This is a genomic window from Lutispora sp. (assembly GCF_041687175.1).
In the GTDB taxonomy this organism is placed as follows: domain Bacteria; phylum Bacillota; class Clostridia; order Lutisporales; family Lutisporaceae; genus Lutispora.
In genome coordinates this window covers 16,643-32,192 of record NZ_JAWLCK010000021.1, presented here as the reverse complement: position 1 = coordinate 32,192, position 15,550 = coordinate 16,643, and the positions used below count along the sequence as shown (strand labels likewise).

The window sequence follows — 15,550 nt, the reverse complement described above, 5'->3', positions numbered from 1 at the left end:
AATATTACCAAATAGATAAGAATTTCTCTATAATAATACATATTGCTGCTATTTTTGTACTATACAATGAAAAGATTTGATTTGTATGCAAAATATAACACTAATATTTTAGCCAAAAAAGTAAATTATAATAGCAGGAGGTGATATTAATGGCAAGATCAAACCGTAAAGTAGTACCTCAAGCTTCAGCCGCTCTTGACAGAATGAAATTTGAAATAGCTAATGAGGTAGGTGTAAACCTAAAAGAAGGCTATAATGGCGACATTTCCGCAAGAGACGCTGGAAGAGTTGGCGGAAACATGGTTAAGAGAATGATAGAACAGGCTGAAAGAAGCATGTCTGGAAGATAATTGAATATTGAATATAATAAAAGCACCCCGCAAGGGGTGCTTTTATATTCTATTGCATACTACTCTACTTTCTTATGATAAATCAAATCAGTATAAAGTTTGTCATTATAGTGCTCATATCTCATTCCAGCCAATGAGTACTTCTGTTTCTTCCTAAATTGAAGAGAAGCGAAATTAGGTTGAGGGCTTATTATTGTCTCTGCAAAAATATTCTCTATTCCCTCATTTTTAAGATCTGCTAATAACCTAGTATATATCAAGCTGCCTATACCCTGACCTGTTAATCCTGCTTTAATAGCAGTTTTATCTACAACAACAAAATTATCAAGTTTGCTCTTATCAAAATCAGGCTTCCAATATACATCTGTAATCCAATCTGGGTTATCTGCCAACCATTGTTCCTTAGTATATGTTATCATAAAACCATAAATTTTATCATACTCAGCTACATAGAAATGCTCAAGGCTCATTATGCCCTTAAGTAATTTCTTTTTATAAAACTTAGGATTAGATCTATAATCATCCACTAAAAAACCTTGCTCTGATATCTTCTCTGAGGTGCCAACAGAACAGGCTATTGCATAAATCTCATTCAGATCACTAGGTTTTGCTTTTCTCACCCTCAATAACTTCTTCAGAATAAAATTATTTAACTCCACGCTAGTCTTATTAACTACTACCATCAAAATACCTCCTTTTTTTAATAGTAAAATAACCACTGTCAGGGGAGGCAGGAGCTATCAAAAAAGCCGTGGAGGTATCCACGGCTAAGGTTTTTCCATACACTTACTAAAGCGTATAACCTTATACACCCAAACCTCCTCTTCCCACGCTTACGAGGTTAGCTGACGGATTCGGACCGAAAGAGAATGGCCCTACCTATAAAATAGGATTCACCCCAAATAATTGGTTCCCCCGCTTCCTATAAGGAATTCAGCGAAAGTGTGAGTATTATTTTATTAAATTATTATACAATGGTTAATACAAAAAATGAATGATAATTTAAATTGTTACAAAAAGTTTACATTTCTTTCCACGCTCTTAACAGCGTTGTTATTATATTAATATAAATATTGTGTATGTGCAAGTAAAAATTTTTTACCAGTTATTCATTTTTTTTAATCTATGGTAGTTGGAGATTGTAACCTTTTTTTAGAAAAATAATTTAAATGTTTTTGGAGAAGAGTTTGAATATTATAGTTCAGGATAATGGAATGTCAAACTTGTGAATACTAAATCTAAAGGATGTTAATATTATAGGAAAAGCTATAAGAATAGAATCTAAGATATAATAGATGTTAATTAGGTTGCGGAGCTAATCTTTCCGTCCTTTTATCGACTTTTTGTCTTAGCAGATTATAATTCACTATATACCTTTCATGGGTGCCGCTTCCTATTTCGCCTAATTCGTCATAGGCTTTAATTGTGAAAATAATCCTATTGTTGTCTATCTCTGATATAGAGGATTTTACTGTAACAGTCATTCCTTTGATGGTGGGTTCTGAATGTTGTATGCTCAAATATTTGCCAATTGTAATGTAATCATCTGGAAGCAAAGGGTCTACTACCGAAACAGAGGCTTCAATCATTAGTGCCGATAACACAGGTGTAGCCAGTAAATCTTTTATTGAGCCGTTGCCGAAATATAAAGCAGTATCTTCCTCCGTAATCACTTTCTGGATGGTCTTTGACATACCTATAGTTAGTTCAGAAAACTTCATACAAAACCCTCCTTTTATTTTTATTATAACATACTTTCGTATATGTTGAAATATTCTGAATACTTATTTCTCTTTACTATGCTTTTTGGTATGATATAATGATTCTGTTATTATTATGGAGGTGCAAAAATTGGATATTGATTATGTAGTATCTATTATGAGAAAAATATGCGAAACACCTAGTCCTTCAGGATTTACACAGGATGCAATGAAAATTGTGAAAGACGAACTAGAACTCTTTGGTATTGATGTAAGCTTTACAACTAAAGGTTCTCTATCTGCATTGATACCTGGTAAAAATCCAACACCGACTAAAGCACTGGCTGCCCATATCGATACTTTAGGAGCAATGGTAAAAAAGATTAAGGAAAATGGTAGAATCTCATTTACGCCCATAGGTGGTTATACAATGAGTTCAATTGAATGTGAAAACTGTTTTATTCATACAGCAAATAACACTATATATACAGGTACCGTCTATTCTATTAAGCCATCAGTACACATTCATGATGATTGTAAGACTATGGAAAGAAATCTTGAAAACATGGAAATTGTTATAGATGAAAGGGTATCTTCCGCAGATGATGTGTTAAATCTAGGTATCGAAGTTGGAGATTTTATCACATTTGATCCGCGATTCCAATATACCAAAAGTGGCTTTATAAAATCCAGACATCTGGATGATAAAGCTTGTGTTGCTATTCTTCTTGGCTTATGCAAGCATGTTATTGAGAACAAAGTTTCACTTGAAAACTCTGTACAGATACTTATAACAAATTATGAAGAAGTAGGGCATGGTGCCAGCACAGGTTTAATGCCAAGCATAAAGGAGCTTTTGTGTCTGGATATGGGTGCACCAGGAACTGGGCAAAATTCCAGTGAGTACGCTGTATCCATATGTGCAAAAGATAGTGGGGGTCCCTATGATTTTGCCCTAAGAAATCATCTGGTGAAATTGGCGAAGAAAAACAATATTGATTATAAAGTAGATATATACCCCCACTATGGCTCAGATACAGGCTCTGCTATCAGAGCAGGTTTCGACATTAAGTTTGGCCTCATAGGACCTGGTGTTTATGCTTCTCATTCTTATGAGAGAACCCATAGAAATTCAATAGCAAATACAGCTGAACTCGCATTAGAGTATATTCTGTCATAATGAATAGGATGTAAGTTCCTCACAGTATTCGCAGATATATTCAACTGTACCATTGGATTTAGCGAGTTTGAATACAGGATTGATGTAAGCCTCCGTATTGCTTATGCAGCGGGGGTTTTTACATTTGAACAGTCCCTGCACTTCTTCTGGTATTTCTACCTTCATCTTCCTGATTATTCTCTCACCTTCAATTATGTTTATAGTGGCATTTGGCTCTATAAGCCCCAATATGGTCATATCAATGTCTATGCAGTTTTCAATTTTTATAATATCCTTTTTGCCATACTTGCTGCTGGGTACATTTCTGAGCAATACCACAGGATAATCCACTTCACCAAGGTTAAGTCTATCAAATATTTTTTTACCCTTCCCCTGTGTTATATGATCAATAACTATGCCATGGTGAATACTCTCAACCTTAAGCATTTTCGTACACCCCCAATAATAATGCCATCAGTGCCATTCTGGCATATACTCCATACTCTGCCTGTCTGAAATAAACAGCTCTATCATCATCGTCCACATCATAATCTATTTCATTTACCCTAGGCAGAGGATGCATTATCAGCATATCTTTTTTGGCTGCTTTCAGCTTATTCTTATCTAATATATAGCTGTCTTTCAGCCTTACATAATCTGCCTCATTAAAGAATCTTTCCTTCTGGATTCTAGTCATGTATAGTATATCAATGCTATCTATAACTAATTCCAGGTCTTCCGTTTCTACTACCTCAACATTTGCATCGCTTTTTAGAATATGCTTTATATGTTCAGGGAGTCTTAGTTCATTGGGCGATATGAGAACAAACTTGTTTTCAGGGTATCTTGACAGAGTTTTTATCAAAGAATGTACTGTTCTGCCAAACTTCAAGTCTCCACAGAAAGCTACCCTATTTCCTGAAATAGAACCTTTAAGTTTCTTGATGGTAAGTAAATCCGTAAGAGTTTGTGTTGGATGCTGATGGCCTCCATCCCCACCGTTTATTACAGGTATAGCAGAATATTTGGAAGCCAGTTTGGGTGCACCTTCTTTAGGATGCCTTATAACAGCAATATCAGAATAAGATGATATAACTCTTATTGTATCTGCTATGCTTTCACCTTTGGCTGTAGAACTTACATTTGCATCGGAAAAGCCCAGCACTTTGCCGCCCATTCTCAGCATTGCGGCTTCAAAGCTTAGACGAGTTCTTGTACTAGGTTCATAAAACAACGTTGCCAATATCTTTCCTTTGCAGATTTCAGAGAATTCTTCTCTGTTTTCGATAATCTTCTCTGCTAGTTGAAAAATTGAATTCAATTCTGTCAGAGAAAAATCTCCTGGGTCAATCAGATGTTTTCCTTTTAAGCTCATATTTTTTCCTCCTTTTTAGCCTCTCAGGACTATATTAAAGGTATATAAAGATATAAAAAACCTTCCAGGTCAGCTGGAAGGTTTATAATAAGCATGGATAAACACAAAAGCACTATTTATCATACACCTTACCAGCCTCACAGGACCAATTTAAAGGTATTTTTATTAAATTAACACAAATTTATACCGGTGTCAATTTTTATTTTTGTCTTTCAAATTATTTTTATTATCCTTTTCTTTATTTTTGTTATCGGTTTTATCTTCCTTTTCATTTTTATCATCTTTCCCTTTATTACTGTTGCTAGACTTTTCTTTTTTATCGTTTTTAACGTCTTTATCTTTTTTGTCTCGATCATCTTTTTTCTTATTTTCTTTATCATTGTCATCATCTTTATCTTTCTTGTCATCATCCTTATCTTTTTTATCTTTACTTTCCTTATTGCCCTTTACATTGCTTTCCTTAACTTTATCCTTATTATTCCTATTATCATCTTTATCTCTTATATCTCTTGTATTAATCTTATCAACTTTATCATATTTATTGCCTTTTATGTCCTTATTATCTTTCTTGTCTTCTTTATCCTTTTTCCATTTATTATCTTTATCTTTACTATCTTCCAGTACTTTAAATTCTTTGTTATCTTTTTTGTCCTTCTTGCCTATTTCTCTTGCTACAGTCTCTTTCGCATCTTCAGCTATATATTTAGCAACGGATATGCCTTTTTTGTCAGCTTCACTTTTTACTTTTTTGTTTGATACAAAGGTTTTAATTTCACCTCTAAGACTGCGGGCAACTACCTCTTCTTTTACAGCCTTTTCAACTTTCTCTACTATCTTATTTCCATCCTCGCTATTTTTTTCATCCGTGACAGCATATATGGTTATTTCGTTAGTATTATCCTCTTCTATATAATTCATCTCTATAGTTTTTGTTATTATTGCTTTAACACCGTCAACGCTTTCCATCTTTCTTACGTCTATCTCCTGCAATACTTCTTTCCCTTCTTCATCCAAGCCCCTTGCATTTATAATCCTGCCTTTTCTATTAAGTACAAGCTCAATACTTGGATTTATGTCAATTCCTACATAAGCATAGGCAGCTATGTTTTCCTGGTAGAAGCTAAGGAAAAGGTAGCTAGATAAAACGATTATCATAAAGCAGGCTGCGTTTACATACTTGTTGCTCCTTAATGTTATCCTCTTCTTCAGTATGTCTCCTTCATTGAAACACACTTCCATGCCAGGGTACATTCCGTTAAAGCTTCTGATTTCACAAAATGTACAATCATCAGCCATTATTGTAGCCCTATCCTTTTTAATTTTTAGCACAACACCTTTTCTCATTTAATCCACTTCCTCCAGCAAATTATCTACATAGCTTTTAATAATTTCATTATTGCTCATCAATATGAGACATACAGCAAGGATAAATTTTTTGTTTTTATGTATTACTTTTCTACTAACATTGAAATGCCTTTCCACTTCACTTATGGGAATTTTTCTACTATCCATTATTTTTTTCATCAATATTTCATTTTCAACTATTTGAGAAGCTATTTTTACTGCATTTCTTCTAGCATCCAGATGCTTTGGACTGCTTTCTACCAGTTCTTCCAAAGATATGCCAAAAGTCAAAAGACTTTTACAAAAATCCTCCATTTCCTCCGAAACATCCTGAGAGTCTATCTGGCTATTGTCGGTAAAATATCTTTCTTCTATATTTTCACTATCATACATTTCATTAAGATAGGAAATAGGAATTGTATCCATATTCTTTTTTTCTTTTCTATAAAAATCTATCAGTCTATTCTTTATTACCCTCTCGGCAAAGCTTAAAAAGGATTTGGATCGTTCAATATCAAATTTATCTATAGCTTCATCAAAAGCCATAAGTCCTACACTCAACTCGTCACAGTCACCATCGGAAACAAATCTTCCTATTTCTTTGCTTACTATATTTATAATAAAGGGCTTATAATCATTTATGAGAACATTCCTTTCAGATATATCACCATTTTTAATAATACGAATCCTCTCATTTATATCACTAATATCCTTCTTTTTTTTGAACGGATTCCTGAGCAAAATCATCACCTGACTTCTATCATATAAATACGAAAAAATACTTTTTTTTAGGAACAAAACATTTTGTTACCTAAAATTATACTGTCTTCCGTAATATATAGCAAATAGATAAATACAACTATTTAGGAGGAGATTAACAATGAAGAAAATAAAGATGACAGCAATATGCTTATCTACAGCCATAGCCTTATCTTCTATAACAGCACCTGTGATGGCTCATGCTGATAAAGGTAAGGCGAAAGGAAAGGAAAAAAATCAAATTACCATTAAACTGGATAAGTCAAAAAATATTAAGATAGCTCCAGGCCAAATAAAATTCATGTTTGCTGATTCAGAACAATATAAGGACGTTTTTTCCTGGGCTTTAAAATCAATAGAAAAGCTCGGTGCCAAGGGTATAATAAGCGGTTATGGCGACAAATGCTATAGACCACAAAACAAAGTGACAAACCTGGAAGCATTAACTCTCATATTAAAACTCACAGACCATAAGGAAGATGCTGAGAAAAATGATAGAGTCCACTCCTATCTGACTAAGTATCAGAATCAATGGGGTATTAAGTGGGGTTGGGGTTATCTCTATGTAGCTGTTGAAGAGGGAATATTGCTGCCAGAGGAAATAAAAGATTTTAATCCTAACCAACCTATCAAGAGACACGAGTTGGCTAAATACTTGGTAAGAGCTATGGGAATGACCAAAGAAGCTGAGAAACATATGGACAGCAAGCTTGATTTTAAAGATGCCAATGCTATTCCAAAGGGCTCAAGAGGTTATGTATATGTAATCAACGATCTTGAAATCATGACAGGAAACGAAAAGAAGCAGTTTAAGCCAAATGAACCATTGACTAGAGCAGAAATCGCTGTTTCCATTGATAGAGCCGAGGATTACCTGGACAATGACGCTGATGATGAAAATGAAGCAGAGGTTGTGTTCCAATCCTATGATGATAACAAGCTGACTGTTAAGCATAATGGTAAAACAGTATCCTATAAAACTATAGATGATGTAATAGTTTATAAAGACAAAGAATATACAAATGTAGATGATTTAGAAAAAGGCGATGTATTGGAGGTTGTTTTCAACAGTTCAAAGCAAGTCATATTCATCGAAGTAATCGGTGAGGTTGAAGTTGAGGATGAGGATGAAGATAAAGACGAAGATCGTGAGGATGTAAAATTCTACAGTGTTAGTTACAATAATTTGCCTGATGCTATAAAGGATAAAATTGATGTAAAAAGAGTCTCCAAGGGATATGAAGCCTATGAATATGATGATGAAATATACCTTGTAGCTTATATGGGCAAAAAGAGCACAGGAGGCTACGCTATAGAAATTGAAGATGTTGAGAGATATAAAGTTAACTCAAATTATATAGTTGAGGCTACTGTAGTAGAAACAAAACCAGGTAAGGGTTCAATTGTTACTCAAGCTTTGACCTATCCCTATGATGTTGTTAAGTTTAATAACTTTGATAAACTAGGCAGAATTTACTTTGTAGATGAAGAAGGCACTGTTATTGCCAGAAAGTCCATTGAAGATCTAGATGAGACAACTACTGCAACAGGGTACTTCTCAAAGATTGATGGTGTTTATATCTACATCAAGGCAAAATCAGGCTCTGCCTTAACAAAGTATGAATTGTCAGAAGACGTGCTCGTATATATAAATAATAAGGAAAAAGAATTAGAAGATTTGAAAGATGGTATGGAAGTAAAGCTCACCATATTAAATGATTATGTAACCAAAATATCTGCAGACTATAATATAAAAGAAGCTGAAGGCACTGTTCAACTTATAGATTCTGATAAGAATCAGATAAGACTAAAATATGACAACAAACTCACTACCTATACTTTGGCTGATGATGTAGAAATTCTTCTAGATGGTGAAGAGGCAAAACTATCAGACCTTGAATTCGGTATGAAAGCTGAATTGGAGCTTTTAAACAATAAGGTTATCAAAGTAAATGCTGTTAACTTTGAAGAAAGCTTTGAAGGCAAGGTAAGAGATGTTGAAATAAGCAAAGATGAAGTTAAAAGCATCACTATTTTAGTAGATAATACAAGAATGAAATTTGATATTACAAAAGACACATATTTCGATATGCTTGATGAAGATGCAGAACCTACTGATTTAGCTATCAACAGCGTGGTAGAAATTAACCTCCTAAACGGAAAAGTTTTAGAGGTTATAGAAATAAAATAATTTAATACTTCCATTTTGAAACAGCCTTAAGCCCCCGCTAAGGCTGTTTTCTTTTATCTTTATTAATATTTTGAATCAACCCTAAATATTATATATTGAAAGGGGTTGGATAGTTTTATGCCAAATAACATGACTTATCTTCAAGGAGCATTTATACTTACAATTGCAAATCTTCTCACCGGAATTCTTTCATTTGTATATAGAATATTCCTGTCAAAATCTATTGGAGCTGAAGGAATGGGTGTTTATCAGCTGATAATTCCCCTTTATATGCTTTTCATCACTCTTGTTTCGGGAGGTCTGGCTACTTCTATCTCAAAACTAGTTGCAGAAAACAAGGCAAAAGGGAATTATTCTAATATGTTCAAGATTATAAGAGTATCTGCTTTAATGGCAGCATTATGGAGCATCATTTTCAGCTGCCTCATCGCCTTTAATGCAGATTTTTTAGCCAGAGAAATACTGAAGGATGATCGTACTCTGTATTCAGTGATAATTTTTTCTCCAGCTATAGTATTTATAGCATTAGCTGCTGTATTTAAGGGCTACTTTTATGGCGTGGAAAAGATTAAAATACCAGCATTCCTGGATATTATTGAAAAATTAATTCGGCTGATAATATTGGTTGTTACAACAAATTACCTCATTGATTTTGGTATAGAATATGTGTGCGCAGGGGCTATGACAGCCATGGTTTCTGGTGAACTGTTAAGTCTTTTATTGCTATTTATTATATATAGGAGAAAAAAATTTGTTGTAAAAAATATAATGAAAACGGATTCTACTCTGCATATAGCAAGCAATATACTAATGATTGTAATACCGCTATCCATAAGCGGAGCAATAAATACCATAATGGATATGCTCGATGCTGCATTGATTCCGGCACAATTAGTAAAAGCAGGTTTTTCCAAACAGATATCACTATCTCTTTATGGACAATTAACAGGAATGATACTACCCCTTATATATTTCCCAATGATAATAATAGGTTCATTATCAACCACACTTATACCATCGGTAGCCTTTTCTTATACATCTAAAAACTGGATTGCATTGAACAAAAAATGCAATGATTCGCTGACTATAGCTTCTATAATTGGATTAGCTTCTACAATTGCCTTTATGATGCATCCCCGGGAGCTATGCGATGTATTATTCAATTGTCCAGAAGCTGAAAAACTCCTATTTTGGTGTTCCATATCCTGTGTTATGGAATACTGGCTATTCGTCTTGCTTGCGATTATGAACGGCATTGGCCTTCAAAAAAATGTACTGGAATCTACTATTATGAACATAGTAATTATGGTAGTAAGCATAGTGGTATTCATGCCCATACCTAAGATAAATGTATACGGCTATATTTTAGGATTTGCAGTAAGTTCTCTGTTTGTTGTATGGAGATGCCTCAATGTCCTTATAAAAAAGACATCTGTAAAAATCGATGGGGTTAGATGTATCCTAAAACCTCTGATATGCTCAGTACCTATGTTATGCCTTATTTGGTTATCGAATTATTATCTTGTATCAAACACAAGCTTTAAATATAATATGATTCTCTCTTATATATTAGGTCTCATATTATACTTCACACTGCTTCTTTTTTCCGGGGCTATAAAGCCCAGTCAGATATTTAATGTATTGAGTTTTAGAATTCCCAGGACATAGCAGGCTAGACCATAAAAGTTCATCAGTATAAGGGATAAGGTGGGGACAACTATTACCGCATCGATTACACCATGAACCATGATTGCAATGCAGCTGCCTATTGTGCCCAAGGCTACAAATCTCACAATGCTATCATCAGAATTCTTAATAGCACTGAATGCATTTTTCATCAGGGATAATAAAATACTTATAAAGGATACAAGACCCAAGACCCCTGTTTCTGCTGCAAAATGAAGTAACAAATTATGTGAATGATATACTACACCCCACAACCTTGACGATACTTGGCTTAGAGAATACCATAAGGTCCCTATGCCATTGCCTAGTATGGGGTTTTTTGCAAATATGCAAAGGCTGGTCCTCCATATTTCAATTCTATAAAGACTGCTGCTATCATTATTTAGATTGGCAACATCTATTCTTTCGTAAGCTGCTCCATTATTGAAAACTATAAAGAGGAAAATCATTATAGCTCCATATACTATCAGTTTATTGTCTCGTTTAAATATGTATATTACTATTAGTGCAGCTATCAAAGAAAGAAAGGCCCCCCTTGAGTATGTAAGTATGAGGCAAAGGGAACAAAGCACCAGAGATATTTTCTTTGAATTACTTTCATCCATAGTGAGAATCCAGCAAACTATAAAGCAAATGTTGATGACCAAATAAGCTGCAAAAACATTAGGATTATATAGAGTAGAATAAATGCGGCCCAAGGAGGATAGGGATTCGCTATAGCCTGCCCAGTGCTTATTGATTTTCAATCTTCCTGTTGCTAGTTGAAATAGACCGTAGGATGAGACAATAATTGCAGCATAATTTAAAGCATTGAGTAAACTTTTTACTCCTTTTTTATTCATATAATATATAACCATGGAATAATAGATAAACTGTAATGCTACAATAGCGAAAAAAAATACACTTGAATACAATAAATTTGAAAAAAGTACAGATAGAAACAGGCATATTAAAAATATAAATAGTGGCTTGTTCAAAGCAATCATTCTTATTATTCCATGTCCCTCATCCCATATAATAAATAATATCAGTACTCCCAATACTGATAAATATCCAAGAGGGGGAATCAGGATACCTGAAATCATTGTGAATATAATACATATTGTTAAAATTCTTTCCATCTTCTTGCCTTCCGATGCATACATTTTATAATGATAAAGGCTTCCATTGGAAGCCTCAATAACATTTATTATTCTGCACTGAAAAAGTATTTATTAATATTATCAATTACCTTCTTTAATCTATCTTTATCAGCATAGAAATATTTTATGTTTCGTATTTTTTCTTCTTTAACAAGTCCGGCTTGTTTCAATACCTCAAGATGGTGGGATACTGTAGGTGTTGATATTCCTATTATATCAGACAATGCTTTTCCGTAGCTTTTATTATTAACTAGTATTCTCAGTATTTCCATTCTGGATTTATCATCAATAACCTTTAGCAGATTAGAAAGCTCGTCCAGTAACGCTTCCTTCTTATCCCTTGTAAGTCTGCAATCAAAAACCATATATAATTTATCATCAGAATAGATTCTTATAAGCCTTGGAGAAACAAAGTATGATGGTATTATATAGTATTCCTTATAACCGGCAAAAATCCTTTTTGGCTTTCCTGTTATCTTTTCTAAAACAATTTCAATGCTGTCTTTGCCTATAAAATCGTTTACATAGGCCACTCCTTCTTCAAGCCTTATTTTATCTCGCTGAAACCTGTCTTGAAATCCCTTCTCATAAATTGTCTTAAGAATTTTTACTGCTTTGCCCTTTATTTCCCGGGGATTATCAAAAAAATACATCAGAATATTCTCTTCAACAATCCACTTAATCTTTTCTTGGATTTTATATCTTTCGTTATTATTAACAAAGGCTTTTTCAATCTTTTCCTTGTCAATGCTTTCATTTAATAAATAAAAGAAGAAATTTGTATCGTCTGAGTTTTCTATGTGTTTGATGAATTTTTCTATACTGAATAGTTCTTTGTTTTCAAGTACATAATTAAGAAACTCTATGCCTCCGGCAGGGTAATGCCTGATACTTTGTAAAGCTTCCAACTCATCCTCGCTTAGCATAGAAAGCACTTCCTCTGCCCATTTTATTTCATATTGATGATGTGCTGGATCTGTAAGCAAATGAACAGCACAAACCAACTCAATTACCGGTGAGTAAAAAACCTTTATCTCTGGAGATTTTAAATCACCATATACTTCAAGTGGCATAACAGTACCCCCTTAATTCGACACTTGTCTAATGTAATAATATCATCAAATTACTTTCAGTACAATAGTTGATTATATGAGAGATTTTAAGTCTTCAACTTCTTGATTCGTAAGTTCTCTATATTCACCAGGCCTCAGTCCTTCATCCAACTTAAGATTCCCCATGCTCAACCTTTTAAGATATATGACCTTTTTGTCAACAGCCTCAAACATCCTCTTCACCTGATGAAACTTTCCTTCTTTTATTTTGACAATCACTTTTGATACTGGAGCCGCTTCTAATATTTTCAGTTCCGCAGGCATTGTCTTATATCCATCATCCAATACAACACCTTCATTGAAGGCTTCTATATCTTTTATCCCCACTTTTCCTAATATTTCCGCATAGTACTCCTTATCAACATGCTTCCTGGGTGATGTAAGATTATGATTCAACATTCCATCATTTGTAAGCAGGAGCAATCCTTCAGTGTCCTTATCCAACCTTCCTACAGGACTGGGTATAAATCTAAGATACTCCTCATCTATCAAGTCCAATACTGTACGCAGCCTTCTATCCTCTGTGGCAGTTATTACACCCTTAGGCTTGTTGAGCATCAAATAGATATACTTTTTATAGTCTACCTTCCTTCCATTAACCTTAACCGATTGTACCTCCGGATCTATTTTCATTTCTGGATCTAATACAACTATATCTTCAACTTCCACAGCACCACTTTTTATCATCTTCTTAACATCTTTTCTACTGCCGTATCCCATATTTGCCAACACTTTGTCTAATCTCTGAAAACCGCTCATATTAACCCTCCGTAGCTTATCAGTATATTTAGTATGTTCAACACCACAACAACAATTCCCTTCAATAGGATTAATAAAAAACACGAAAAGAGGCTGAATTAATTTGACATAAAACAGCCTCCTGTATAACTATATTACTTTTACTATATTAAACATATTGTTAAGCAGAGTCCAGTTCTGCACGAAGGACTGCCCTAATACCCAATAGCTTATACCTCTAAGCCTCATATTAGCTGCCATTTCATTCTTGGCTTTCATGCTTCTTGCATCTTCGAACCATACAACATGTTCTACTCCATTTTCGTCTCTATAATTAAAATGGGGGGATTGGGCTGTTTCATCATATTGAATCTGGGCTCCTACCCTAGCTGCCAGCCTTACAGCTCCATCAGGGCTTATTCTTCTTGCCCACTCTCCTCCAGGAGTGTATGGCAATGACCAGTCGTATCCATAAAGAGGTGCTCCCATCATTATCTTATTTCTTGGTATTACTGAAACAGCATAATCCAAGACTTTTCGCACTTCATTTATAGGTGCTACTGCCATAGGCGGCCCTCCTGACCATCCCCATTCATAGGTCATTATGATGACAAAATCGACTATCTCACCGTGGGCTCTGTAATCATGGGCACCGTGCCATGCACCGGTTGTTACATCAGTTGTTTTAGGAGCTAATGCTGTAGATACAGCAAAATTATTGTTATGAAGCTGGGTTGTGATTCTCCGCAAAAAATTATTATAGAGCTGTCTATCAGCCGGAGCTATCCTCTCAAAATCTATGTTTAACCCGAAGTATCCCTTATTTCTCATAGTAGAAATTACATTATTGATCAGATTTTGCTGTATGGTTTCATTGCTGAGTATTGTATGAGCAAGTTGAGTATCAAAATTGCCGTTTCTGAAATTGGTTATTATCATTAGCGGTGCCACATTATTTTCCCTTGCTGCTCGGATAATACCTTCATCATTTATGTTGTTCAATGTGCCATCTTCATTGACCTGATAGCTGAAGGGGCTTATATATGTCAGATATGGAGCTGCTTCTTCTACATATCCTGAAGCCGCTTCCCCTGCCTCATGTTCTACATATGCATTTATCTCAATGTTTCCAAAGCTCTTACTCTCACTCGGTATTCTTATTTCCAATCCGGGATAAATCAAGGCAGGGTTGGATATTCTATTGTACTCTGCAAGCCTTTCAGCGGTAACACCAAATCTTCTTGCTACACTCCACAGGGAATCCCCCTGCCTGATGATGTATGTTCTTGCTTCTCCAGGAATTACTAATGCCTGACCAATCACCAGGTGGGGCAAGTCTTCAATTCCGTTGGCTTCAACTATGGTATTGACTGAAACTCCAAATTGTCTGGCAATAGACCATAGAGTATCTCCCCTTTTAACTACATAGACAGTCATTTTAACATCCCCTAACAATAATTCTTAATAGACCTTATTATCATAATATTCATCATAAGAAAAACTGTTAAGGGATTAATAATCCATTATCTCTATAATACAGGCACCATGCCAATTGCTATACCAGTGGGATCTGATCCAACGGTTACACCACCATGTGCTAAATCATCTACAACATCAACGAAAATTACATTTGTACTGTCTCGTATTGGCACATATACTTTAGCACCATTTGGTGTCACAGCCACTGATGCAGGTGGACCTCCTACAAAAACTGTAGCATCAACTGTATCGGTTACAGTATCAATAACAGATAAATTATTACTGCCTGCATTTGCTATATATGCTCTTGTGCCATCAGGTGTGATGGCTACTTTATGAGGTCCATCGCCTACTGCAATTGTATCGATAACTGTATTGGTTGCTATGTCAATGACCGAAACATTATCACTAGCCGAATTAGGTACATAAGCTTTAGAACCATCCGGTATAATAGCCATCGCAAAAGGACTGTCTCCTAGTCCGTCGCCAGCAGTTATGGTATCAATGATTGTATC

The 15,550-nt window shown here is 34.8% G+C and carries 15 protein-coding genes and 1 riboswitch; of the genes, 4 read left to right on the top strand and 11 right to left on the bottom strand.

The genetic code is table 11. The features are described 5' to 3' along the window. Positions 1 to 149 precede the first annotated feature (149 nt). Positions 150 to 350, top strand: a complete 201-nt coding sequence (locus ACESM9_RS05355) for a small, acid-soluble spore protein, alpha/beta type (protein WP_372996046.1) — start codon at positions 150 to 152, stop codon at positions 348 to 350. 59 nt (positions 351 to 409) lie between these two features. Here ACESM9_RS05355 and ACESM9_RS05350 read toward each other — a convergent pair whose 3' ends face one another. Further along, positions 410 to 1,033 carry a GNAT family N-acetyltransferase gene (locus ACESM9_RS05350; RefSeq protein WP_372996044.1) on the bottom strand — a complete coding sequence of 208 codons (624 nt, stop codon included), beginning with the start codon at positions 1,031 to 1,033 and terminating at the stop codon, positions 410 to 412. Positions 1,034 to 1,166: 133 nt separating this feature from the next. Beyond that, positions 1,167 to 1,299, bottom strand: a riboswitch (cyclic di-AMP (ydaO/yuaA leader). 349 nt (positions 1,300 to 1,648) lie between these two features. Further along, the gene (locus ACESM9_RS05345; RefSeq protein WP_372996042.1) at positions 1,649 to 2,071 is read right to left on the bottom strand and encodes a thioesterase family protein; all 423 of its coding nucleotides are present in this window, start codon (positions 2,069 to 2,071) and stop codon (positions 1,649 to 1,651) included. Positions 2,072 to 2,192: 121 nt separating this feature from the next. On the opposite strand from ACESM9_RS05345, the gene ACESM9_RS05340 reads away from it, so the two are divergent. Continuing rightward, on the top strand, positions 2,193 to 3,230 hold the full coding sequence (locus tag ACESM9_RS05340; protein ID WP_372996054.1) for a M42 family metallopeptidase: 1,038 nt from the start codon (positions 2,193 to 2,195) through the stop codon (positions 3,228 to 3,230). Here ACESM9_RS05340 and ACESM9_RS05335 read toward each other — a convergent pair. The 4 genes from ACESM9_RS05335 to sigI form a co-directional block, all read right to left on the bottom strand. Further along, positions 3,225 to 3,656, bottom strand: coding sequence for an aspartate carbamoyltransferase regulatory subunit (locus ACESM9_RS05335; RefSeq protein WP_372996041.1), 432 nt, complete (start codon positions 3,654 to 3,656; stop codon positions 3,225 to 3,227). The genes ACESM9_RS05340 and ACESM9_RS05335 overlap by 6 nt on opposite strands. Further along, positions 3,649 to 4,584, bottom strand: coding sequence for an aspartate carbamoyltransferase (gene pyrB / locus ACESM9_RS05330; protein WP_372996039.1), 936 nt, complete (start codon positions 4,582 to 4,584; stop codon positions 3,649 to 3,651). Before pyrB ends, ACESM9_RS05335 begins: the two co-directional genes overlap by 8 nt. Positions 4,585 to 4,776: 192 nt before the next feature. Beyond that, positions 4,777 to 5,928 carry an anti-sigma factor domain-containing protein gene (locus tag ACESM9_RS05325; RefSeq protein ID WP_372996037.1) on the bottom strand — a complete coding sequence of 384 codons (1,152 nt, stop codon included), beginning with the start codon at positions 5,926 to 5,928 and terminating at the stop codon, positions 4,777 to 4,779. Next, the gene (gene sigI / locus ACESM9_RS05320) at positions 5,929 to 6,669 is read right to left on the bottom strand and encodes an RNA polymerase sigma-I factor (protein ID WP_372996035.1); all 741 of its coding nucleotides are present in this window, start codon (positions 6,667 to 6,669) and stop codon (positions 5,929 to 5,931) included. A gap of 139 nt (positions 6,670 to 6,808) precedes the next feature. Between sigI and ACESM9_RS05315 the strand changes: the two genes are divergently transcribed. Beyond that, entirely contained in the window at positions 6,809 to 8,878 is a 2,070-nt protein-coding gene (locus tag ACESM9_RS05315; RefSeq protein ID WP_372996033.1) for an S-layer homology domain-containing protein, read from the top strand. A 117-nt stretch (positions 8,879 to 8,995) separates the two neighbouring features. Then, on the top strand, positions 8,996 to 10,546 hold the full coding sequence (gene spoVB / locus ACESM9_RS05310; protein ID WP_372996031.1) for a stage V sporulation protein B: 1,551 nt from the start codon (positions 8,996 to 8,998) through the stop codon (positions 10,544 to 10,546). On the opposite strand, the gene ACESM9_RS05305 is transcribed toward spoVB, so the two are convergent. The 5 genes from ACESM9_RS05305 to ACESM9_RS05285 all read right to left on the bottom strand — a co-directional run. Next, positions 10,504 to 11,406, bottom strand: a complete 903-nt coding sequence (locus ACESM9_RS05305; protein ID WP_372996029.1) for an O-antigen ligase family protein — start codon at positions 11,404 to 11,406, stop codon at positions 10,504 to 10,506. The two genes, spoVB and ACESM9_RS05305, sit on opposite strands and share 43 nt — an antisense overlap. 347 nt (positions 11,407 to 11,753) lie before the next feature. Continuing rightward, positions 11,754 to 12,779 (bottom strand): ArsR/SmtB family transcription factor, encoded by a 1,026-nt coding sequence (locus ACESM9_RS05300; RefSeq protein WP_372996027.1) that lies wholly within the window; start codon positions 12,777 to 12,779, stop codon positions 11,754 to 11,756. Between the two features lie 72 nt (positions 12,780 to 12,851). Next, a complete protein-coding gene (locus tag ACESM9_RS05295; RefSeq protein ID WP_372996025.1) occupies positions 12,852 to 13,577 on the bottom strand; it encodes a pseudouridine synthase in 726 nt (241 codons plus the stop codon). Between the two features lie 129 nt (positions 13,578 to 13,706). Further along, complete coding sequence (locus tag ACESM9_RS05290; RefSeq protein WP_372996023.1) at positions 13,707 to 14,993, bottom strand: LysM peptidoglycan-binding domain-containing protein; 1,287 nt, start codon at positions 14,991 to 14,993, stop codon at positions 13,707 to 13,709. A gap of 92 nt (positions 14,994 to 15,085) precedes the next feature. Continuing rightward, positions 15,086 to 15,550: YncE family protein (locus tag ACESM9_RS05285; RefSeq protein WP_372996021.1), on the bottom strand; the 465-nt coding region annotated here is incomplete at its 5' end.